Below are 20,184 nucleotides of genomic sequence, written 5' to 3'. Positions count from 1 at the left end.
CCATCGAACTGTGGGAGCGTTTTGGCTACTACGGTCTGCAAGCCATCATGGCGGTCTATCTGGTGAAACAGCTGGGGATGTCCGAAGCGGACTCCATCACCCTGTTCACCTCGTTCAGCGCACTGGTTTACGGCCTGGTTGCCATTGGCGGCTGGCTGGGCGACAAAGTGCTCGGCACCAAACGCGTGATTATTCTCGGCGTCATTGTGCTGGCGCTGGGCTATGCGATGATTGCCTTCTCCGGTCATGACACCACGATGGTGTATGTCGGCATGGCGACCATTGCCGTGGGTAGCGGGCTGTTCAAGGCTAACCCTTCTTCACTGCTGTCGACCTGCTACGAGAAAGACGATCCGCGCATCGATGGTGCTTTCACCATGTTCTACATGTCGATCAACATCGGTTCGCTGTTCTCGATGATGCTGACTCCGTGGCTGGCGGCCAAATATGGCTGGGGCGCGGCGTTTTCGCTGTCGGTGGTGGGCCTGGTGATCACCCTGCTGAACTTCCTGTTCTGCCAGCGCCTGGTGAAGAATTACGGCTCCAAACCAGACTTTGCGCCGCTGCAGGTCGGTAAGCTGCTGATGACCCTTGTCGGCGTGGTTGCGCTGATCGCACTGGCCACCTGGCTGCTGCATCATCAGAGCATTGCCCGCATGACGCTGGGCGTGATCGCGATCGGTATCGTGCTGGTGTTTGCCAAAGAAGCCTTTGCGCTGCACGGCGCGGCACGCCGCAAAATGATTGTCGCCTTCCTGCTGATGGTCGAAGCCATTGTGTTCTTCGTGCTGTACATGCAGATGCCAACCTCGCTGAACTTCTTCGCCATCCGTAACGTTGAGCACGCGATTCTCGGTATCACCTTTGAGCCGGAACAGTTCCAGGCGCTCAATCCGTTCTGGATCATGGTGGCCAGCCCGATTCTGGCGGCAGTTTATAACAAGCTTGGCGATAAGCTGCCGATGCCGCACAAGTTTGCCATTGGCATGGTGCTGTGCTCTGCAGCGTTCCTGGTGCTGCCGTTTGGCGCGAAATTCGCGAACCAGGCGGGTATTGTTTCGGTGAACTGGCTGATTCTGAGCTATGCGCTGCAGAGTATCGGTGAGCTGATGATCTCCGGTCTCGGCCTGGCGATGGTGGCACAGCTGGTGCCGCAGCGTCTGATGGGCTTTATTATGGGCTCCTGGTTCCTCACCACCGCTGGCGCCGCGATGATTGCCGGTAAGGTAGCGAATCTGATGGCGGTGCCGGAAAACGTCACCGATCCTCACGCCTCACTGGCCGTGTATAGCCAGGTGTTCCAGCAGATTGGTATCGCCACTGGCGTAATCGCCCTGCTGATGCTGATTACCGCCCCGCTGCTCAACCGCATGACGCAGGATGACGCGCAGGCAGAACTGAAGCGCGCCAGCGCCAACCAGTAATCGTTTCTGAGCCGGGCTAAGCCCGGCTTTTTTTATCCCCCTTCACAACCCCCGCTTTCCGCTGTAGTTTAAGCAACACGCTTTTTATGCTCGCCTTGCACGGCTGAGATCGGGAATGGCTCATGGACAGATTTGACGAGCTGCAGGTGTTTGTTGCGGTGATTCAGCAGGGCAGCCTGGCTGGCGCGGCGCGCGTATTGCAGCGTTCGCCGCCGGTCATTACCCGCACGCTGAATGCGCTGGAAGCACGTTTCGGCACCACCCTGATTGAACGCACCACGCGCCAGCTGGCTCCCACCGAGAGCGGCTGGCAGCTGTTTGAGCAGGCGCAGCGCTTGCTTAACGATTACCAGAGCGCGCTCGACAGCGCCCACCACAGCGGACTGCACGGCCTGCTGCGCATTACCGCCCCGGTGATGTGTGGCCGTCGTCACGTGATGCCGCTGGTCAATGCCTTTCTGCAACAGCATCCGGAAATGCAAATCGAACTGATTCTAAGCGACAGCTATCAGGACCTGATTGAAAACGGGCTGGATATTGCAGTGCGCATTGGCGAGCTGCAGGATTCGTCGATGGTGGCGCGCAACGTCGGCAGCGTACGCTCGATGCTGGTCGCCAGCCCGGACTACCTTCGCCAGGCCGGAATCCCAGCCCATCCGGCTGAGCTCAGCATGCATGCGCTGGTGGCAGGCGTGCGCCATACCCGTGAGTGGCGCTTCGCGCACGACCTGCGTGTGCGCATCACCCCACGCCTGCGCGTCAATGATATCGCCAGCCAGCTGGATGCATTGCGCAGTGGCCAGGGCATTGGCCGTCTGTTGTCTTATCAGGTGATAGATGAACTGCAGGCTGGCACGCTGATCCGCCTGCTGAGCGAGTGGGAGCCGGCACCGCTGCCGGTGCATCTGGTGGCGCAGCGGGTGAAAAACATGGCGCCCAAGGTACGCTGTTTCTGGGATTTCGCGCTCACGGCACTGCCGCCGCGACTGCAGGCGGCCGCTGAATTTCCCGCGCCCGCCCGCAATTCCTGATCGCTGTCACTGGTAAAAATTTCTGGCAGTTTTATGCTGCTGACATCACAACAACTCATCAGGAGAGGCCATGATGAAACTCTATTGTAAGCCCGGTGCCTGTTCGCTCTCGCCGCATATCGTTGCGCGCGAATGCGGGCTGGATTTTACGCAGGTCAATGTCGATCTGCAGAAGAAAGTCACCGAGCGCGGAGAAGATTACTGGCAGATAAACCCCAAAGGACAGGTTCCCGCGCTGCAGTTTGATGACGGCAGCATACTGACGGAAGGCGTGGCGATTGTGCAGTATCTGGCGGATCTCAAGCCGGATCGCAACCTGCTGGCACCGACCGGCAGCCTGACGCGCTACCACACGCTGGAGTGGCTAAGCTACATCAGCAGCGAATTGCACAAAACCTTTTCCCCGCTGTTCCGTCCGGATACGCCGGAAGAGTACAAAGCCATAGTGCGTGCACAGCTGGAGCAAAAATTTCAGCGCGTTAACGATGCGCTGCAGGATAAACAGTGGCTGATGGGGTTACGCTTCACCGTCGCCGATGCCTATCTGTTTGTGGTTACGCGCTGGGCAAAAGCCATCAAACTGAATCTGGAAGGTTTGAGCGCGCTGGAGGCATGGTTTGCGCGGGTGGCCGCGCGGCCGGCGGTTCAGGCCGCACTGAAGGCTGAAGGTCTGGTCTGACGCCACAGGCCGGCGTGCTGGCCGGCCTGTTAATTAGCAGCGATTACAGCTGTTCTGCCGCAAAGTGCTGCGTGGGTTGCGCAATCGCATCCTGCGCCGCCACCAGTTGCAGTTCATACTCGCCCATCTGGTGGGTTTTCAGCATCACTTCATATACTGCCGCCGTCACATGTTCCAGCGCATCCTGCAGCGATTTGCCGTGCAGCAGGTCAACCAGCAACAGGCCACTGGTCAGATCGCCAACCCCCACCGGCTGACGCACACCAAAATCCACCAGCGGACGGCTGATGTGCCAGCACTGATCGGCGGTGACCAGCAGCATTTCAAAGCGGTCGCTACGGCGTCCGGCGCGCGCCAGGTGTTTCACCAGCACCACGCGCGGCCCCTGCGCAATCAATGCGCGGGCGGCTACCACCGCCTGTTCCACGTTTGCGACCGTCTGGCCACTGAGCATCTCCAGCTCCAGCAGGTTCGGCGCGATAAGATCGCTGGCCGGCATCGCCTGCTTGCAGTGAAACTCCGCCACGCCGGGCGCGACGATACAGCCTTTTTCCGGATGGCCCATCACCGGGTCACAGAAATACCAGGCGTCAGGATTTGCCGCCTTCACCATACGCACAATTTCCAGGATCTGTTCGCCCTGCTCCGCCGAGCCGAGATAGCCGCTCAGCACCGCATCGCAGGTTTTCAGACGATCGATGGCGGCGATCCCGCTGACGATATCGGTCAGATGGGTGGCGGGCATCACGGTGCCGGTCCAGTGACCATACTGGGTGTGATTGGAAAACTGCACGGTGTTTAACGGCCAGACGTTGGCGCCCATGCGTCGCATCGGGAATTCGGCCGCGCTGTTACCGGCGTGGCCATAAACCACGTGAGACTGGATTGCGAGGATATTTTTCATTATTGCCCTGTACTGCTTGCCATAAAAAAGGGCCGGAGACCGGCCCTTGCACCTTACTGCCAGCTAATCAGGCAGTAGTGTTTTTTGCCGCGACGCAGCAGCGTGTAACGACCAAACAGTTTGTCGCTGTCGCTGAAACGATACTCGGCATCAGACTGTTTCTCACCGTTGACAGACACCGCGTTGGAGCCAATCATGGTGCGCGCCTGGCCGCGTGACGGCACCAGTTCCGCCGCCACCAGCGCCTGTTGCAGATCGTCGTCCGCCTTCAGGCTAATGGTCGGCATACCATCCTGCGCCAGCTGCTCAAAGTCCGCTTCGGTCATGTCGCTCAAGCTGCCGGAGAACAGGCTGTCGGTGATGCGCTTCGCCGCGCTCAGACCGCTTTCGCCGTGCACCAGACGCGTCACCTGCTCTGCCAGCACATACTGCGCGCGCGGCGCTTTGCCACTGGTTTTGTCTTCTTCTTCCAGCGCATTGATCTCTTCAATGCTCATGAAGGTGAAGAACTTCAGGAAGCGATAGACGTCGGCGTCGGCGGTGTTGATCCAGAACTGGTAGAACTTGTACGGACTGGTTTTCTTCGCATCCAGCCATACCGCGCCACCTTCGGTTTTACCAAATTTGGTGCCGTCCGACTTGGTGATCAGTGGCACCGTCAGTCCCCACGCTTGCTGCTGATGCAGACGACGCGTCAGATCGATGCCGGAGGTGATGTTCCCCCACTGGTCGGAGCCGCCAATCTGCAGCACCACGTCGTAGCGCTTGTTCAGTTCGGCAAAGTCATAACCCTGCAGCAGGTTGTATGAAAACTCGGTGTAGGAGATGCCCTGATCTTCACGGTTCAGGCGCATTTTCACCGCTTCACGGTTGATCATCTGGTTGACCGAGAAGTGCTTACCGATATCGCGCAGGAAGGTCAGCACGTTCATGCCGCCAAACCAGTCATAGTTGTTGGCCGCGATGGCGCTGTTGTCGCCGCAGTCAAAATCGAGGAAAGGCGCAACCTGTTTGCGAATCTTCTCTACCCACTCGTTAACGGTTTCCGTGGTATTGAGTTTACGTTCGGCCGCTTTAAAGCTGGGATCGCCAATCAGGCCGGTGGCACCGCCGACCAGGGCCACCGGCTTGTGGCCGGCATCCTGGAAACGTTTCAGGCACAGCAGCGGCACCAGATGGCCCAAGTGCAAGCTATCAGCGGTGGGATCAAAGCCGCAATAGAGTGCAATTGGCCCTTGCGCCAGCCGCTCTGCTAACGCTTCCTCGTCCGTTACCTGGGCTACTAAGCCTCTCTCTTGCAATTGTTGTATCAGGTTACTGCTGGTCATCACTGACTCCAAATTGATCAGACTGCACCTATGCTGGTACACAGCTGTCCGCTGACGTGCGGATACGAAAAAAATGAGGGCTATAGCATAAAGCGCTGACGAGCCGTGCGCCAGCGCTGAAAGGGGATAAAACGCAGTTTTACGGTGCTAAACGGTCGATTGTCCAGCCGCTGCCATCACGCTGATAAAGGAAGCGGTCATGCAGGCGATGTTCGCCGCCTTGCCAGAACTCCATGGTGTGGAATCTGACGCGGAATCCGCCCCAGAAACTCGGCAGCGGCACTTCCCCCTGCTGAAACTTCTGCTTCAGCTCAAGGAATTTGCCCTCGAGCACGCCGCGCGCGGAAATCCGGCTCGACTGTTTCGATACCCAGGCGCCAATCTGGCTGTCTCGCGGACGGCTGTGGAAGTACTTCAGCACTTCCAGCGGCGACAGTTTCTCCACTTCGCCCAGCACCATTACCTGACGCTCAAGGAAGTGCCAGGGAAAATGCAGGGAAATACGCGGATTGTCCGCCAGCTGCAGCGCTTTACGGCTGCCGAGGTTGGTGTAAAACACCATGCCCTGCTCATCGTAGTGTTTAAGCAGGACGATGCGCTGATAGGGCTGGCCGCTGCTGTCCACCGTCGCCACCGTCATGGCGGTGGGATCGGGCAGCTGCGCGGCGCACGCCTGCTGCAGCCACTGTTTAAACAGCGCCAGAGGCGTATCTGGCAAATCTTTGCGCCGCAGCCCGCCACGCGTGTACTCCCGACGCAGGTGGGCAATGTGTTGCAAGCTGTCACTGTCGCTCATGCTGGTATCCCGGTTCTCTCTTACTGTGCGGAGGCATCCGCGTTCTGCAGTTCACAATCATTAATCACGATTTTATCGTTGCGTTCAACAAAAGCGCCATTGCCTTTTGACCAGAAAACGTAGGTGCCATCGCTGTAACGCGCGCCGGAGGCAGACACCGTCTGGGTCAGCGTGAGTGGTTTGCCGTCCAGAATAAAGCTTACCTGCTGCTTCGCGTTGTCCAGAGTGACCGTCAGCGGCAGCGTGCCACACTGGTAATGTAACGTCTCTGGCGCGGGTGCGGGTTTATGCCAGATACCACAGCCGCTGAGTAAGGTCAGGGTGCCGGCCAGCACGATCATCTTTTTCATGTTTGCTCCTTAACGTATTGCGTGGGAATTGGCGGGATAGATGGCGCCCAGCACGCTCATTTCGCGCGCGCCGGTTACCGCCGGCAGATTGCCCGGCAGCCCGGACAGGGTGCGGAACGCCAGCCAGGCAAAGGCCAGCGCCTCCATATCATCACCGCTGATACCGGCCTGATCGGTGGTGCCCACTTCAGTGCCAGACAAATGCGCGGCCAGCCGCGCCATCAGCAGCGGATTGCGACTGCCGCCGCCGCACACCAGCAGACGATCGCAGCCATCGTTGAGCTGTACCTGATGGGCGATAGTCAGCGCGGTCAGCTCGCACAGCGTTGCCTGCACATCCTGCGGGGCCAGCGCCGGGAAGCGCTGCAGCTGCTGTTCCACCCAGCCCAGGTTGAAGTATTCCCGACCGGTGCTTTTGGGTGGCGGCAGCGCAAACCACGGATCGCCGAGCATCTGCTCCAGCAGCGCGGGCACGACCTGGCCACTGCGCGCCCAGCCGGCATCTTTATCAAACGGCAGGCCTTTGTGGCGCCAGATCCACGTATCCATCAGCATATTACCCGGCCCGGTATCAAAGCCGCGCACCGGCTGACCGGGGATCAGCAGCGACAGATTGGCGATGCCGCCAATATTCAGCACCATGCGCCGTTCGACGCTGTCCATCAGCAACGCCTGGTGAAAAGCCGGTACCAGCGGTGCGCCCTGGCCGCCCAGCGCCATGTCGCGGCGGCGAAAATCGCCCACCACCGTGACGCCGGTCGCGGCAGCGATCTGGTTATTGTCGCCAATTTGCAGCGTATTCGGTGCCGCCGACTGCGGCTCGTGCCACACCGTCTGGCCGTGGCAGCCAATCGCCATGATATCGCTGGCCTCCAGCGCCTGCTGCTGCATCAGCGTCAGTACGGCTTCCGCAAACAGCTGGCCGAGCCGGGTATCAAGCTGACCGAGCTGCGACAGCGTCAGCGTCTGTCCCTGACAAATCGCCAGCACCTGCTGACGCAGCGCCAGCGGGATGGGATGGCAGTAGCTGGCCTGTTGCGCCACCATATGCTGGTCGATCGCGGCCAGCACGACGTCTACGCCGTCCAGGCTGGTGCCGGACATCACGCCGATATAGCGTCCTGATTTCATAGCGCTTCCTTACCCGTTTGCGGGCCTGCAATGCATCTGTGTTTAGCCTGGCAAATTACCGGGGCTAATTCTATGATAAATTTCCGCTTTTCAACTGCGCTGCGACACGCATTCCGGCAGCAAACTATTTTCATCCGGCAATTGAATTTTTGTTGATGGGCGGTGGTCTATGCTTCGGCCCAGCCGCATATTGTTCGGACATCGCGTCAATTGACCATTTTCTGACTTATACTGTTGCAGTACAGGACGAGAATATGGCGTTTTTTTGCATTAAGGAGCTTTCTCATGATTAAGCGTTTCGTAGCCGTAGCCCTGGCGGGTATCACGCTGGCTGGCTGTGTTAATAACGATACCCTTTCCGGCGATGTTTACAGCGCCAGCGAAGCCAAGCAGGTTCAAAGCGTCTCATACGGTACGCTGGTCTCCGTGCGTCCGGTAAAAATTCAGGGCGGCGATGACAGTAATGTGATCGGTGCCATTGGCGGTGCGGTGCTGGGTGGTTTCCTTGGTAACACCATCGGCGGCGGCGCGGGGCGCAGTCTGGCAACGGCCGGCGGTGCGGTACTGGGCGGCGTAGCCGGTCAGGGCGTGCAGGGTGCGCTCAACAAATCTGACGGCGTAGAGCTGGAGATCCGTAAGGATGACGGCAATACCATTATGGTGGTGCAGAAGCAGTCCGCCAGCCGTTACTCAGTCGGCCAGCGCGTGGTGATGGCCTCCAACGGCAGCCAGGTCACCGTCTCTCCGCGCTAAGCGCACAGATAAAAAAAACCGACGCCAGTGCGTCGGTTTTTTTATTTCTCGCGGTTCTGCAACTCGAGAATGTTTTTTTCCAGCCGGGCAATCAGCGTCACCATCTGATTGATCTCTTCGAGGCTGATGCCGGAGAGGATGTCGTCACGCGTCGCGTCTATCACGTTTTCGACCTGCTCAATGATCGGTTCAGCCTGACGGGTCAGCTTGATGCGCTTGGCGCGGCGATCGTTAGCGCAGGTGGCGCGGGTGATGAGCCCCTTCTCTTCCAGCTGATCCAGCGTACGCACCAGCGACGGCTGCTCAATACCGATGGCTTTCGCCAGCTGAATCTGCGACTGCTCTGGCGGGAGTTGATGAATATTGTGCAACGTCACCCAGTGGGTTTGTGTCAACTCAAGCGGCTTCAGACGCTGGTCGATCAACGCGCGCCAGATGCGCACCAGGCGAGACAGATCTGTTCCAAGCGGCGTATCCATTTCATCTCCTTATAATTAGCTTGCTAGCTATCAAGCCAGATTTTACACTATTCTGCGAGTTTACAGGACAAATTACAAATCCCGGGCCAGACGGCACGCCCGCTGTCAACACTTGATTTAACCGTGCCCGGGTAAAAAGGATGATGCCACGTGTCAATCTTCGCGCTCACCGCGACGGCGCCGCTGACCGATCTGGTATTCGGTGCCTCACTGTTCTTCCCGCCGCTGTTCAAAGCGGTGCTGCTGGGCTTCTTTTTCTGGCTGCTGATTCATCCGCTGCTGCGCGGCTGGATCTACTCCGGCGATGTCTGGCACCCCACCTTAATGGATCTCTCACTGTTTGTTCTGTGCGTGAGCGGCGCACTGTGGATACTGAGCCTCGGATAAATCACCATGAAATTCAACCCCTTTAAGTACTTTTCTACCCTTGTGGTGTTTGCCCTGGCGCTGCTCGCAGGCTGGTGGATGTGGAACTACTACATGCAGGCCCCGTGGACGCGCGATGGCAAAGTGCGCGCTGAATTGGTGGACGTGACGCCCGAGGTCTCCGGCCGCATCAGCGCGCTGGCCGTGCGCGACAATCAGTTTGTGCATAAAGGCGAGGTGCTGCTGACGCTGGATCCGGTGCCGTGGCAGATTGCGCTGACCAATGCGCAGGCCCAGCTGGCGAAGGCGCAGGCCGACCTCGCCAAAGCGCAGCATGAGGCGGATCGCCGTGCCAGCCTGCCGCGTAACGTGATCTCCGCTGAAGATATGGACGCGGCGCGCCTCAACGCGAATGCGGCGGCCGCCACAGCGAAAGCCGCACAGGCGATGCTCGATCAGGCGCGCTGGAACCTGCAGCAAACCACGGTGACGGCACCGACCGACGGCTGGGTCAGTAACCTGACGCTGCGTGCCGGCAATTACGCGACCGCCGGTACGCCACTGTTCGCGCTGGTCGACAGCCACTCTTACTATGTGATGGGCTATTTCGAAGAGACCAAACTGCGCCATATCCAGCCCGGCGCGGCGGCGCAAATCGTGCTGTATAGCAACGGCGCACGACTGCAGGGCCAGGTGGAGAGTATCGGGCGGGCCATTTACGACCAAAGCATCGCCAGCGACGGCGGTCTGGTGCCTGATATCAAACCCAACGTGCCCTGGGTCAGGCTGGCGCAGCGCGTCCCGGTGCGTATCCGGCTAAACGCGGTACCGGATAATGTGCCGCTGGTAGCCGGTACCACCTGCACCATCACTGTCGCGCACTGAGGCCGGCATGAATCTGCAGTGGCTGGCCTGGCACAATCTGCCGTGGATAAAGGCAACCGGCGGCGAGTGGCGCTATGCGTTGCGTAACGCAATCGCGATGTGTCTGGCGCTCACCCTGGCGTATGCGCTGCAGCTGGATCAGCCTTACTGGGCCATGACGTCCGCCGCAGTGGTGAGTTTCCCCACCGTCGGCGGCGCCATCAGCAAAAGCCTGGGTCGCATCGTCGGCAGCCTGCTCGGTGCCAGCGCCGCGCTGCTGATCGCCGGCCATACGCTCAACGAACCGTGGCTGTTTGCCTTTTTCATGGCCGGCTGGCTGGCGCTCTGCACCTGGGTCGCCAGCCATTTTCAAAACAATGTGGCCTACGCCTTTTCACTGGCCGGTTACACCGCCGCGATTATCGCCTTCAGCAGCGTCAATGTTAGCGACGTCAGCCAGCTGTGGGACATCACCCAGGCGCGCGTGTGCGAAGTGATCGTCGGGATTCTCTGCGCCGGGCTGATGATGATGATCCTGCCCAGCACCTCGGACGGCAGCGCGCTGATGCTTTCGCTGCGCCAGATGCACACCCGCCTGCTCGACCACGCGGTGCTGCTGTTGCAGCAGAGCAGCACGGAAAATGTGCGCACCGCCCACGAAACGGTGATCAGCCAGATCCTTACCATGAATCTGCTGCGCATTCAGGCCTTCTGGAGCCACTATCGCTTCCGCCGGCAAAATAACGTGCTTAACTACGTGCTGCATCAGCAGCTGCGCCTGACCAGCGTGCTCTCCAGCCTGCGTCGCATGCTGCTTAACTGGCCCGACGCGCCGCCGGCGCTGTACAGCGCAATGCAACAGCTGCTGCACGAACTGGCGCAGCCGCAGTGTGATAAATACCGGCTGGCGCAGATTCTGCGCAGCATCACGCCGGACGTGCACGGTGATTTCCGCCAGCGTGCTTTTGTCCAGCGGCTGCGCTACTTCTGCTGGGTGTGGCTGAATGTGGAGCGCTGGATTCGCCTGATTGAGCGCGCCGACGCTGACACCCGTTTCCAGCCGCCGTACGCGCCGGCACTGGCACGTGCCAGCGACAGTGCCGAAGCTGGCTGGAGTGCGCTGCGCACGTTTAGTGTGATCATGCTGGGCTGCGCGTTCTGGATCGGGACCCAGTGGGACGCTGGCGCCGCCGCGCTGACGCTTACCGCTATTGCCTGCGTGCTCTACTCGTCATCGCCTTCGCCCGGCGGCAGCGTGTCGCTGCTGCTGAAAACGCTGCTGTGGCTGTCGCTGTTCAGCTTTGTGCTGCAGTTTGGTCTGATGGTGCAAATCAGCGCGCTGTGGCAGTTTTTGCTGCTGCTGTTCCCGCTGCTGCTGACGCTGCAACTGTTTAAGCTGCAACAGAAGCAACGCGCCGCGCTCTGGGGCCAGTTTATTGTGTTTATGGGATCGTTTATCGCGGTAAGTAATCCGCCAGACTGGGATTTCCAGAGCTTCCTTAACGATAACCTGGCAAAAGTGTGTGGCGTCCTGCTGGCGTGGCTGGCGTTTCAGGTGTTACAGCCGGGTTCTGATGCGCGCCGCAGCCGACGCCATATCCGGGCGCTGCGCCACGCTTTTCTCGATCAGCTACGTCGCCAGCCGCGCCTGAGTGAAAGCCGGTTTGAATCGCAGATTTATCATCACATCAGCCAGCTGAGCCACAGCCGTGATGAGCAGGCGCGCCTGTGGCTGCTGCGCTGGGGCGTGGTGCTACTGAACTGTTCGCACATTGTCTGGCAGCTGCGCGCCTGGCAACCCCGCTCACCGGCGCTGGCGCAGCTGCGCGACAGCAGTCTGCAGGATTTGCAGCGCATTATGAGTCTGCGCGGTGTGCGTCACGACTCGCTGCAGACCGCGCTGGATACGCTGCAGCAGGCCATTGATCAGCTTCAGGGGCAGCCGGAGAGCGACGCGAATACCCTGGCGGGTATTTTGTGGCGCCTGCGCTGTTCGCTGGCGCAGCTGCGTCAGGCGGTGCCGGATTGATCATTCACAGTACTGGGTAAACTGCCGATCAAAGTCATCGTGCAGCTGCTGCAGGGTCTTCTGCCCTTCAAAGCGGGTTTTATCCTGCTCGGACATCGGTTCTATCACCAGCGCTTTCTCGTCCGACGAGTAGATAAAGCGCCGCGCCAGCGTGCTGCCGGTAAAACTGGTGCCCTGAATGCCGCCGCACACCACGGTGATGCTGTGACGGCGGATTTCGGTATGAGTGAAATTGGTTTCGGTGGCGCTGCGCAGGACGTTCTGACAGCCTTTGGCTTGCAGCCGCTGCAGGGTATGCTGCGTCAGCCATTCGCGGCCGCGGGCAATATTTTCACAACTGGCGCGCAGCGGATTGGTATCTATATCTCGCTGCAGCTGACGGCTGGCCTCCAGTCGCAGCTGGGTATCATTCGGGCGATCGCAGCCCACCAGCGCTAAACACAACAGCAAAATCCCACGCGTTTTCATGCCTGCCCCTGAGCGGTTCCGTTCCTGAATCAACATCATAGGATGGAATGTTGCCGCTGAGTAGCAGGAAAATGGGTCAGAATTTTTCTGCGCGGCGGCGGCGGGTCAGGCCCGTCGCCGCCCGGTAGTCAGATCACGCCGCAGGCCAGACGTGCCCCGCCACCGCCAAGCGGTAGCGGATGGTCTGCATGGTTATCGCCGCCGACATGCACCATCAATGCTTTGCCTTTGATCTCGCTCAGCGATTTCAGACGGGGCGCCACCACGGGATAGCTGGCTTTGCCGTCGTCGGTGACATACAGCGCGGGCAAATCGCCGAGGTGACCGTCAGCGTACGGACCGAGGTGCTTGCCGCTGTTGTGCGGATCGAGGTGACCGCCCGCCGCGCCGGCCGCCACGGTTTTGCCGGCGGATTCGCCGGGCTCACAGCTGCCTTTGGCGTGGACGTGGAAGCCGTGAATGCCGGGTTTCAGCCCGCTCAGCGCCGGCGCGAACTGCAGACCATACGGGGTTTCGCTGATGGTCACCTTACCGATCGACTCACCGATACCCTGCGCCGTCACCTGATGCAGCGTCACGTCTTCTGACGCCGCGTGTGCACCGGCAGCACACACCAGCGTCAGCACGGCCATAATGGTTTTTTTCATAACGTCTCCTTACGGTTCAGATTCCCTCTAAGCCTGGACCGCTTTTGCCCAGGCTGCCGTAGTTTGACGCAGATTTACGCTTCAGGGCACATCGTAGCCGAGCGCCGCCTTGCGAATACGGAACCACTGCTGGCGATCCAGCGTCAGTTCACAGGCTTTCACCGCGTCGCTGACGCGCGCGGTTTTACCGGAACCGATAATCGGCAGCGGACGACTGGGCAGCTTCATTACCCAGGCATAGACCACCTGCTCGATATTGCTGGCACCGATCTCCTGACGCACCTGTTCCAGCTCATCGCGCAGCGGCTGGTAGTGCGGATCGTTAAACAGGCGGCCGCCACCGAGGCACGACCACGCCATCGGGCGCATACGCGTCTGCTGGCACTGGTCGAGCGTGCCGTCGAGCAGCGCCGACTGCTCCAGCGGTGAGATTTCCAGCTGATTGGTGACCAGGCTAAACGGCAGACGGGATTGCAGCAGCGTGAACTGCGCAGCGGTAAAGTTGGACACGCCAAAATAACGCACCTTGCCACTCTGATGCAGCTGCAGGAAGGCTTCAGCGATTTCATCTGCATCCATTAACGGATCCGGACGGTGAATCAACAGCAGATCGAGATAATCGGTGGCAAAGTGGCGCAGCGAGTTTTCCGCACTGTGCAGGATGTGGCTGGCTTCGGTGATGTAGTGACCGATTTTATGTTCCGGTTTCGCGCGGGTGGCAATGCCGCACTTGGTGACGATTTGCAACTGCTGGCGCAGCTGCGGTGCCAGGCGCAGCGCTTCGCCGAACGCGGCTTCACATCGATAGTCGCCATAGATGTCGGCGTGGTCAACGGTGGTGATGCCCAATACCAGGTGATGCTCAATAAACTGCACCAGCTGCTGCGGCGTCATGCCCCACTCCATCAGCCGCCAGTAACCGGCGATCAGCGGCGAAAAAGCGGGTCCCTGTGGGGCAATAGCGTGCGGTTGTAACATGGTTAAACTCCCTTCTGCGCAATAGCGAAAGCGCGAGTATAACCAAATGCGCACGGCGCGTTTTCTTAAAACAGCTCCGGTTGCTGTGGATCAGGATTTTCATCCACTTTTTGCTGACGCTGCAGGCGCAACAGGCGCTGGCGACACAGGCGCAGCACCTCGCGTTTTTGCGCATCGCTGAATTTCATCCAGTTGAAGCGCTCCTCACGGCTGCGCAGACAGCCACGGCAATAGCCGCGCGCATCGCTCTGGCAGATACCGCGACAGGGGCTTGGAACCGGAAAAAACTCTAATTGCTCAGCCACATCACCTCCGCAATGAACCTATCCACTCTTATTGATAACAGCTTAGTGACATAGTGCAAGGCATAAACCGTTATTACTGGTACTGTACACGGCGACAACCACGCCAGCTTCCGTCACCGTGGCAATAGTCAGGGAATCAATCAGGTAAGGAGACACGGTTAAGGTTTTCCTCATCTTCAATTCATACGATTGTCATATTCCGTTATTCCGATGAGTCTCCATGAAACTGATCTCTAAGTTACAGTGTCACGACAACAGTTTTAATTTACTGGCCGCGTTGTTCTTTGCTTTTGTTCTCAATGCCCTGTTTTTATTACGCGCGTGGGAAATTATTCCCTACACCCGCCTGCACGATTACCTGTTCGCCGCCAGCATGCCGGTGGTGCTGGTCGCGGCGTTTTATCTGATCTTCTCGCTGCTGGCCTGGCCGTGGATACGCAAACCTCTGCTGATTGTGCTGATTCTCGCCAGCGCCGCCGCCAACTACTTTATGCACAGCTTTGGTACGGTCATCGACACCAACATGATCGAAAACGTGTTTGAGTCGAATGCGCAGGAAACCGGCGCGCTGATGAGCCGCAACTATGTCATCTGGATGCTGCTGATGGGCATTCTTCCGGTCGCGCTGGTGTGCAGCGTCCGTATCAGCAATCGCCAGCGCTGGTGGTGGAACCTGCTGCAGCGCCTCGCCAGTGCGCTCGGTGCCGTACTGGTGATTCTGCTGATGGCTGTGCTGTTCTACAAAGACTACGCTTCGCTGATCCGCAATAACAAAGGCCTTGTGAAGATGATCACCCCTGCCAATATTGTCAGTGGCACCGGCCATTATGTCGATCAGCGTTATCTGCAGGGCAGCCAGGCGCTGGTAAAGATTGGCGAAGATGCGAAGAAAGGACCGCTAATCACCGCCGGGTCGAAGAAGACGCTGGTGGTGCTGGTGGTGGGCGAAACTGCGCGCGCGGAGAACTTCTCCCTCGGCGGCTATGCGCGCGACACCAACCCACAGCTGAAAAAGCAGCAGGTGATTTATTATCCCAACGCCAGCTCCTGCGGCACGGAAACCGCCATTTCGGTGCCGTGCATGTTCTCGAATATGCCGCGCGAGCATTATGATGCGAACCTCGCCCATCATCAGGAAGGCGTGCTGGATGTGCTGGCCCATGCCGGAGTCAGCGTGCTGTGGCGCGAAAACGACGGCGGCTGCAAAGGTGCCTGCGACCGCGTGCCGCATACCGATATGACGCAGTGGCAGCTGCCACAGTACTGCCACGATGGCTTCTGCCTCGATGACGTCTTGCTGCATCGCTTTGATAACTATGTCGACAGCCTGCACAATGACGGCATCATTGTACTGCACCAGATGGGCAGCCACGGTCCGGCTTACTTTAAGCGCTATCCGGCCGCGTTCCAGCGCTTTACGCCTACCTGCGACAGCAATCAGATTCAGGATTGCGATCACCAGGCGCTGGTTAACACCTACGATAACTCGCTGCTGTATACCGACGATATGCTGAGTCGCACCATCGATAAGCTGAAGGGCCTGAGCGATCGCTTTAACGTGGCGCTGGTGTACCTGTCCGACCATGGCGAATCGCTGGGCGAACACGGCATGTACCTGCACGGTGCGCCGTACCTGTTTGCGCCGTCGCAGCAGACGCACATCCCGCTGCTGCTGTGGATGTCGCCGGGCTACGCCGCGGCGTATCACATTGATCAGGCCTGTCTGCGCCAGCAGGCGGCAGAGACAGCGGTGTCGCAGGATAATCTGTTCCACACGGTGCTCGGCCTGTTCAATATCCAGACGCAGCAGTATCAGCCGCAGCTGGATATGATCAAATCGTGCCAGAATCGCGCCTGAGGATTGCATTAGACCGACTGGTCTAATACTCTGCCTGCTATGAACAAGACAGTGCAACGCAACGCAACCCGTGAACATCTGCTCGCCACCGGCGAGCAGGTCTGCCTGCAGCGCGGTTTCACCGGCATGGGGTTGAGCGAAATGCTGGCGCTGGCGGAAGTGCCGAAAGGCTCGTTTTATCACTACTTCCGCTCGAAAGAAGCGTTTGGTGTGGCGCTGCTTGAGCGCTATTTCGTCAACTATCAGCAGCAGGTTGAACAGCAGCTGACCCAGCCCGGCGTTACTGCACGCGAACGCTTACTGCAGCATTTTCGCTACGCGGAACGGCTGTTTATCGAGCAGGGTCACATCGTCGGCTGTCTGGGCGTTAAGCTTTCCGGCGAAGTGTGCGATCTGTCAGAGCCGATGCGCGATGCGCTGCAGCGCGGTGCCACGGCCATCACGGCCGCTTACGCACGCTGTCTGACGGAGGTCGCAGCCGAACAGCCGCTGCCCTATGGGCAAAGCCCGCAGCAGCTGGCGCAACGCTGTTATCTGCTGTGGCTGGGTGCCAGCCTGCAGAGCAAGATTTCACGTGAGCCCGGGCCGATTAGCCTGGCGCTCGACACCATCGAACAGTGGCTTAATCACCGCTGATTTTTAAAAACGGCAATTTCTAGACGACCGGTCTATTACAGGAGTCATCATGGCGAGTAAACAGCTGTTCACCCCGCTGAAAGTGGGCGCGATTACCGTACCTAACCGTGTCTTTATGGCGCCGCTGACGCGTCTGCGCAGCATTGAACCGGGCGATATTCCTACCCCGCTGATGGCGGAGTATTATCAGCAGCGCGCCAGCGCGGGTCTGATCATTACCGAAGCCACCCAGGTTTCGTTCCAGGCGAAAGGCTACGCTGGTGCGCCGGGTTTGCACACCGCGGAGCAGATTGCTGCGTGGAAAATGATTAACGAAGGTATTCACGCCGCGCACGGTCATAGCGCCGTTCAGCTGTGGCACACCGGCCGCATCTCGCATAATAGCGTGCAGCCGGATGGCAAAGCGCCGGTCGCACCGTCCGCGATCGCCGCTGGCACCCGCACCTCGCTGCGCGCCGCCGACGGCAGCGTATACCGTGAAGATACCTCCATGCCGCGTGAACTGAGCGTGGCAGAAATTCAGCAGATCGTTAAAGACTTCGGCCAGGCGGCAGCGAATGCGCGCGACGCTGATTTTGACCTGCTGGAACTGCACTCTGCGCACGGCTATCTGATGCATCAGTTCCTCGCACCCGGTTCTAACCAGCGTACCGATGAATACGGCGGTTCGATTGAGAAGCGCGGCCGTTTCGCGCTGGAAGTGGTCGATGCGGCAATTGCTAACTGGTCAGCCGATCGCATCGGTATCCGCATCTCGCCAATCGGCGCCTTCCAGAATCTGGAAAACGGTCCGGATGAAGAAGAAGCGGCACTGTGGTATATCAGCGAACTGGGCAAGCGCGGCCTCGCCTACCTGCACCTGTCTGAGCCAGACTGGGCGGGCGGTAAGCCTTACACCGATGAGTTCCGTAAGAAAGTGCGTGCCGCCTTCCCGGGCGTGATTATCGGTGCCGGTGCCTACACCGTGGAAAAAGCGGACGATCTGATTGCGCGTGGCCTGATTGACGCGGTGGCCTTCGGCCGTGACTTCATCGCCAACCCGGACCTGGTAGCACGCCTGCAGCAGGATGCACCGCTTAATCCGCAGCGCCCGGAGAGCTTCTACGGCGGCGGCGCGGAAGGTTACACCGACTACCCGACACTGTAAGTCAAACGCGGCCGCAGCGGATGTGCGGCCGCGTGCTTTCTTCAGGGCATTCCCTCGCTATACTAAGCGGGTTCCCTGATGACTTTTGAAAAGAGGATGTTATGCGTTTACTTCACACTATGTTACGCGTTGGCGATCTGCAGCGCTCCATCGATTTTTATACCCGCGTGCTGGGCATGCGCGTGCTGCGTCAGAGCGAAAACACCGAATACAAATACACCCTGGCTTTCGTGGGTTACACCGAAGAGAGCGAAGGTGCGGTCATTGAGCTGACCTACAACTGGGGCGTGGATAAATACGACCTCGGCAATGCCTACGGCCACATCGCGCTGGGCGTGGATGATGTCGCGGCGACCTGCGACCGCATCCGTCAGGCGGGCGGTAACGTCACGCGTGAAGCCGGCCCGGTCAAAGGCGGCAGCACCATCATCGCTTTCGTGGAAGATCCGGACGGCTACAAAATCGAGCTGATCGAAAACAAACACGCCGGTCACGGCCTCGGCAACTAATGCCGTTAGTCAGCCTGCTAATTTGCGGGCTGACTTCCCTCTCCTGCTGCACCCTGCGCCGATTTTTGCCATAATGCGCGCTGCCCCATTTCCTGCAATGAGATCCTGATGTCTGAATCGAACGCCTTAAACGCTCTCCATCAACGCTTCCGTGGTTTTTATCCTGTGGTGATTGACGTTGAAACCGCCGGTTTTAATGCGCAAACCGATGCGCTGCTGGAAATCGCCGCCACCACGTTAAAAATGGATGAGGATGGCTGGCTGCACCGCGATGAAACCCTGCATTTCCACGTGGAGCCGTTCGAAGGGGCGATTCTAAATCCCGAAGCGCTGGCGTTTACCGGCATCGACCCCAGCAATCCGCTGCGCGGCGCGGTGAGTGAATATGAGGCGCTGCACGCCATTTTCAAAATGGTGCGCAAAGGTACCAAAGACAGTGGCTGTAACCGGGCGATTATCGTGGCGCACAATGCCACCTTTGATCATAATTTTCTGATGGCGGCAGCAGAGCGCACCGGCATGAAGCGTAACCCGTTCCACCCGTTCGCCACCTTTGACACCGCCGCTCTGAGCGGGCTGGTGCTGGGACAAACGGTACTGGCGAAGGCCTGTAAAGCGGCGGGGATAGATTTTGACAGCACTCAGGCGCACTCGGCGCTGTACGATACCGAACAGACCGCCACGCTATTTTGCGAACTGGTGAATCGCTGGAAACGCCTCGGCGGCTGGCCGCTGGCGGTGAGTGAAGAGCCGACCGAAGACGATGCCTCAGCCTGAGGCCCGTCAGACCGCAGCCAAAAAAAAGGCCGACACTGCTGTCGGCCTTTTTCTTATTCTGCTTCTTTGTGCTTCTCAGCGGTCTCTTTGATCAGCGGTTGCAGTTCGCCGCGCTGGAACATCTCAACGATGATGTCACAGCCGCCGACCAGCTCGCCATCCACCCACAGCTGCGGGAAAGTTGGCCAGTTGGCGTATTTCGGTAACTCAGCGCGGATATCCGGATTTTGCAGAATGTCTACGTACGCAAAGCGCTCACCACAGGCAGACAGCGCCTGTACCGCCTGCGCAGAGAAACCGCAGCTTGGCAGTTTCGGCGAACCTTTCATGTACAGCAGGATCGGGTTTTCTGCGATCTGGCGCTGAATTTTTTCAACAGTACTCATTTTTGCCTTCCTTAATCCTTCACTTCGTGTTTGTTTATTGTAGCGACTTCGCCCCGCGACTGAAAACGGGATTTTGCCTTAGCCGGCGCATATCGCCATGTTTGTTAAGTTCGCGCGCCACGAATAACATTTTCATATCATTAATAAGCATTAATCAATTAATAATTAGCAATAATTCCGCTGGGTTAAACAGCTGAAATCGCTCATTTTTGCCCCACTTTCAGTACCGTGACAGATTAATGGAAAAAGACCTTACCTTTTGCAAAAAAAGTGGATTAGAATTGCCCCGGTGCTGATCGTCGATCAGATTTTTCTAACTTTACAGAGGTCTGTCTTCCT

The 20,184-nt window shown here is 58.7% G+C and carries 23 protein-coding genes; 12 read left to right on the top strand and 11 right to left on the bottom strand.

The window, feature by feature from the left end:
• The 3 genes from dtpA to gstA form a co-directional block, all read left to right on the top strand.
• On the top strand, window positions 1-1,424 hold a 1,424-nt coding region (gene dtpA, locus QMM04_RS12325), incomplete at its 5' end, for a dipeptide/tripeptide permease DtpA (RefSeq protein ID WP_282996263.1).
• A 122-nt stretch (window positions 1,425-1,546) separates the two neighbouring features.
• Window positions 1,547-2,455, top strand: coding sequence for a LysR family transcriptional regulator (locus QMM04_RS12320; RefSeq protein WP_058776276.1), 909 nt, complete (start codon window positions 1,547-1,549; stop codon window positions 2,453-2,455).
• 73 nt (window positions 2,456-2,528) lie between these two features.
• Window positions 2,529-3,134 (top strand): glutathione transferase GstA, encoded by a 606-nt coding sequence (gene gstA / locus QMM04_RS12315; protein WP_282996264.1) that lies wholly within the window; start codon window positions 2,529-2,531, stop codon window positions 3,132-3,134.
• A 43-nt stretch (window positions 3,135-3,177) separates the two neighbouring features.
• Here the strand turns inward: gstA and pdxY are convergent, their stop codons facing one another.
• The 5 genes from pdxY to anmK all read right to left on the bottom strand — a co-directional run bounded on the left by pdxY (window position 3,178) and on the right by anmK (window position 7,643).
• Complete coding sequence (gene pdxY / locus QMM04_RS12310) at window positions 3,178-4,038, bottom strand: pyridoxal kinase PdxY (RefSeq protein WP_166718751.1); 861 nt, start codon at window positions 4,036-4,038, stop codon at window positions 3,178-3,180.
• A gap of 53 nt (window positions 4,039-4,091) precedes the next feature.
• Window positions 4,092-5,366 carry a tyrosine--tRNA ligase gene (gene tyrS, locus QMM04_RS12305; RefSeq protein WP_059011053.1) on the bottom strand — a complete coding sequence of 425 codons (1,275 nt, stop codon included), beginning with the start codon at window positions 5,364-5,366 and terminating at the stop codon, window positions 4,092-4,094.
• Between the two features lie 139 nt (window positions 5,367-5,505).
• Entirely contained in the window at window positions 5,506-6,162 is a 657-nt protein-coding gene (pdxH, locus tag QMM04_RS12300) for a pyridoxamine 5'-phosphate oxidase (protein ID WP_275025042.1), read from the bottom strand.
• A 20-nt stretch (window positions 6,163-6,182) separates the two neighbouring features.
• Complete coding sequence (locus QMM04_RS12295) at window positions 6,183-6,512, bottom strand: MliC family protein (protein ID WP_021506202.1); 330 nt, start codon at window positions 6,510-6,512, stop codon at window positions 6,183-6,185.
• Window positions 6,513-6,521: 9 nt separating this feature from the next.
• The gene (gene anmK, locus QMM04_RS12290) at window positions 6,522-7,643 is read right to left on the bottom strand and encodes an anhydro-N-acetylmuramic acid kinase (RefSeq protein ID WP_275025045.1); all 1,122 of its coding nucleotides are present in this window, start codon (window positions 7,641-7,643) and stop codon (window positions 6,522-6,524) included.
• A gap of 285 nt (window positions 7,644-7,928) precedes the next feature.
• On the opposite strand from anmK, the gene slyB reads away from it, so the two are divergent.
• A complete protein-coding gene (gene slyB / locus QMM04_RS12285; RefSeq protein WP_021506204.1) occupies window positions 7,929-8,396 on the top strand; it encodes an outer membrane lipoprotein SlyB in 468 nt (155 codons plus the stop codon).
• A gap of 41 nt (window positions 8,397-8,437) precedes the next feature.
• On the opposite strand, the gene slyA is transcribed toward slyB, so the two are convergent.
• The gene (gene slyA, locus QMM04_RS12280) at window positions 8,438-8,875 is read right to left on the bottom strand and encodes a transcriptional regulator SlyA (RefSeq protein ID WP_010618966.1); all 438 of its coding nucleotides are present in this window, start codon (window positions 8,873-8,875) and stop codon (window positions 8,438-8,440) included.
• A gap of 150 nt (window positions 8,876-9,025) precedes the next feature.
• Between slyA and QMM04_RS12275 the strand changes: the two genes are divergently transcribed.
• The 3 genes from QMM04_RS12275 to QMM04_RS12265 are packed head-to-tail and all read left to right on the top strand — an operon-like array spanning window position 9,026 to window position 12,134.
• The gene (locus QMM04_RS12275; RefSeq protein ID WP_021506205.1) at window positions 9,026-9,262 is read left to right on the top strand and encodes a DUF1656 domain-containing protein; all 237 of its coding nucleotides are present in this window, start codon (window positions 9,026-9,028) and stop codon (window positions 9,260-9,262) included.
• 6 nt (window positions 9,263-9,268) lie between these two features.
• A complete protein-coding gene (locus tag QMM04_RS12270; RefSeq protein WP_264441310.1) occupies window positions 9,269-10,126 on the top strand; it encodes an HlyD family secretion protein in 858 nt (285 codons plus the stop codon).
• A gap of 7 nt (window positions 10,127-10,133) precedes the next feature.
• Window positions 10,134-12,134 carry an FUSC family protein gene (locus QMM04_RS12265; protein ID WP_215480252.1) on the top strand — a complete coding sequence of 667 codons (2,001 nt, stop codon included), beginning with the start codon at window positions 10,134-10,136 and terminating at the stop codon, window positions 12,132-12,134.
• Here the strand turns inward: QMM04_RS12265 and QMM04_RS12260 are convergent, their stop codons facing one another.
• The 4 genes from QMM04_RS12260 to QMM04_RS12245 all read right to left on the bottom strand — a co-directional run bounded on the left by QMM04_RS12260 (window position 12,135) and on the right by QMM04_RS12245 (window position 14,532).
• Window positions 12,135-12,602 (bottom strand): hypothetical protein, encoded by a 468-nt coding sequence (locus tag QMM04_RS12260; protein WP_021506208.1) that lies wholly within the window; start codon window positions 12,600-12,602, stop codon window positions 12,135-12,137. It lies immediately after the preceding gene.
• A 128-nt stretch (window positions 12,603-12,730) separates the two neighbouring features.
• On the bottom strand, window positions 12,731-13,249 hold the full coding sequence (gene sodC / locus QMM04_RS12255; protein ID WP_264441311.1) for a superoxide dismutase [Cu-Zn] SodC: 519 nt from the start codon (window positions 13,247-13,249) through the stop codon (window positions 12,731-12,733).
• Window positions 13,250-13,330: 81 nt separating this feature from the next.
• Window positions 13,331-14,227, bottom strand: coding sequence for an aldo/keto reductase family oxidoreductase (locus QMM04_RS12250; RefSeq protein WP_275025059.1), 897 nt, complete (start codon window positions 14,225-14,227; stop codon window positions 13,331-13,333).
• 65 nt (window positions 14,228-14,292) lie between these two features.
• Window positions 14,293-14,532 carry a DUF1289 domain-containing protein gene (locus tag QMM04_RS12245; RefSeq protein ID WP_021506211.1) on the bottom strand — a complete coding sequence of 80 codons (240 nt, stop codon included), beginning with the start codon at window positions 14,530-14,532 and terminating at the stop codon, window positions 14,293-14,295.
• A gap of 220 nt (window positions 14,533-14,752) precedes the next feature.
• Between QMM04_RS12245 and eptA the strand changes: the two genes are divergently transcribed.
• The 5 genes from eptA to rnt all read left to right on the top strand — a co-directional run bounded on the left by eptA (window position 14,753) and on the right by rnt (window position 19,459).
• Complete coding sequence (eptA, locus tag QMM04_RS12240) at window positions 14,753-16,390, top strand: phosphoethanolamine transferase EptA (RefSeq protein ID WP_282996262.1); 1,638 nt, start codon at window positions 14,753-14,755, stop codon at window positions 16,388-16,390.
• Window positions 16,391-16,429: 39 nt separating this feature from the next.
• Window positions 16,430-17,026, top strand: a complete 597-nt coding sequence (locus QMM04_RS12235) for a TetR/AcrR family transcriptional regulator (protein ID WP_282996261.1) — start codon at window positions 16,430-16,432, stop codon at window positions 17,024-17,026.
• A gap of 49 nt (window positions 17,027-17,075) precedes the next feature.
• On the top strand, window positions 17,076-18,173 hold the full coding sequence (locus tag QMM04_RS12230; RefSeq protein ID WP_282996260.1) for an alkene reductase: 1,098 nt from the start codon (window positions 17,076-17,078) through the stop codon (window positions 18,171-18,173).
• 101 nt (window positions 18,174-18,274) lie between these two features.
• The gene (gloA, locus tag QMM04_RS12225) at window positions 18,275-18,682 is read left to right on the top strand and encodes a lactoylglutathione lyase (protein WP_021314698.1); all 408 of its coding nucleotides are present in this window, start codon (window positions 18,275-18,277) and stop codon (window positions 18,680-18,682) included.
• Window positions 18,683-18,790: 108 nt separating this feature from the next.
• The gene (rnt, locus tag QMM04_RS12220) at window positions 18,791-19,459 is read left to right on the top strand and encodes a ribonuclease T (RefSeq protein WP_282996259.1); all 669 of its coding nucleotides are present in this window, start codon (window positions 18,791-18,793) and stop codon (window positions 19,457-19,459) included.
• A 53-nt stretch (window positions 19,460-19,512) separates the two neighbouring features.
• Here the strand turns inward: rnt and QMM04_RS12215 are convergent, their stop codons facing one another.
• Window positions 19,513-19,845: a Grx4 family monothiol glutaredoxin gene (locus tag QMM04_RS12215; RefSeq protein WP_021506217.1), complete on the bottom strand. Its 333-nt coding sequence runs from the start codon at window positions 19,843-19,845 to the stop codon at window positions 19,513-19,515.
• Window positions 19,846-20,184 lie beyond the last annotated feature (339 nt).

The sequence above is a fragment of the Pantoea sp. Pa-EAmG genome, assembly GCF_030024295.1.
GTDB lineage: Bacteria > Pseudomonadota > Gammaproteobacteria > Enterobacterales > Enterobacteriaceae > Pantoea > Pantoea dispersa.
The sequence above is the reverse complement of the archived record's forward strand: the minus strand, read 5'-3'. Positions and strand labels throughout refer to the sequence as shown.

Bases quoted from the DNA above. Each gene is read 5' to 3' on its own strand.
- gstA (WP_282996264.1), top strand. From the start codon at position 2,529: ATGAAACTCTATTGTAAGCCCGGTGCCTGTTCGCTCTCGCCGCATATC.
- QMM04_RS12260 (WP_021506208.1), bottom strand. From the start codon at position 12,602: ATGAAAACGCGTGGGATTTTGCTGTTGTGTTTAGCGCTGGTGGGCTGC.
- slyB (WP_021506204.1), top strand. From the start codon at position 7,929: ATGATTAAGCGTTTCGTAGCCGTAGCCCTGGCGGGTATCACGCTGGCT.
- rnt (WP_282996259.1), top strand. From the start codon at position 18,791: ATGTCTGAATCGAACGCCTTAAACGCTCTCCATCAACGCTTCCGTGGT.
- QMM04_RS12230 (WP_282996260.1), top strand. From the start codon at position 17,076: ATGGCGAGTAAACAGCTGTTCACCCCGCTGAAAGTGGGCGCGATTACC.
- QMM04_RS12320 (WP_058776276.1), top strand. From the start codon at position 1,547: ATGGACAGATTTGACGAGCTGCAGGTGTTTGTTGCGGTGATTCAGCAG.
- QMM04_RS12235 (WP_282996261.1), top strand. From the start codon at position 16,430: ATGAACAAGACAGTGCAACGCAACGCAACCCGTGAACATCTGCTCGCC.
- eptA (WP_282996262.1), top strand. From the start codon at position 14,753: ATGAAACTGATCTCTAAGTTACAGTGTCACGACAACAGTTTTAATTTA.
- QMM04_RS12215 (WP_021506217.1), bottom strand. From the start codon at position 19,845: ATGAGTACTGTTGAAAAAATTCAGCGCCAGATCGCAGAAAACCCGATC.
- pdxH (WP_275025042.1), bottom strand. From the start codon at position 6,162: ATGAGCGACAGTGACAGCTTGCAACACATTGCCCACCTGCGTCGGGAG.
- pdxY (WP_166718751.1), bottom strand. From the start codon at position 4,038: ATGAAAAATATCCTCGCAATCCAGTCTCACGTGGTTTATGGCCACGCC.
- sodC (WP_264441311.1), bottom strand. From the start codon at position 13,249: ATGAAAAAAACCATTATGGCCGTGCTGACGCTGGTGTGTGCTGCCGGT.
- tyrS (WP_059011053.1), bottom strand. From the start codon at position 5,366: ATGACCAGCAGTAACCTGATACAACAATTGCAAGAGAGAGGCTTAGTA.
- QMM04_RS12265 (WP_215480252.1), top strand. From the start codon at position 10,134: ATGAATCTGCAGTGGCTGGCCTGGCACAATCTGCCGTGGATAAAGGCA.
- anmK (WP_275025045.1), bottom strand. From the start codon at position 7,643: ATGAAATCAGGACGCTATATCGGCGTGATGTCCGGCACCAGCCTGGAC.
- QMM04_RS12250 (WP_275025059.1), bottom strand. From the start codon at position 14,227: ATGTTACAACCGCACGCTATTGCCCCACAGGGACCCGCTTTTTCGCCG.
- slyA (WP_010618966.1), bottom strand. From the start codon at position 8,875: ATGGATACGCCGCTTGGAACAGATCTGTCTCGCCTGGTGCGCATCTGG.
- QMM04_RS12270 (WP_264441310.1), top strand. From the start codon at position 9,269: ATGAAATTCAACCCCTTTAAGTACTTTTCTACCCTTGTGGTGTTTGCC.
- gloA (WP_021314698.1), top strand. From the start codon at position 18,275: ATGCGTTTACTTCACACTATGTTACGCGTTGGCGATCTGCAGCGCTCC.
- QMM04_RS12295 (WP_021506202.1), bottom strand. From the start codon at position 6,512: ATGAAAAAGATGATCGTGCTGGCCGGCACCCTGACCTTACTCAGCGGC.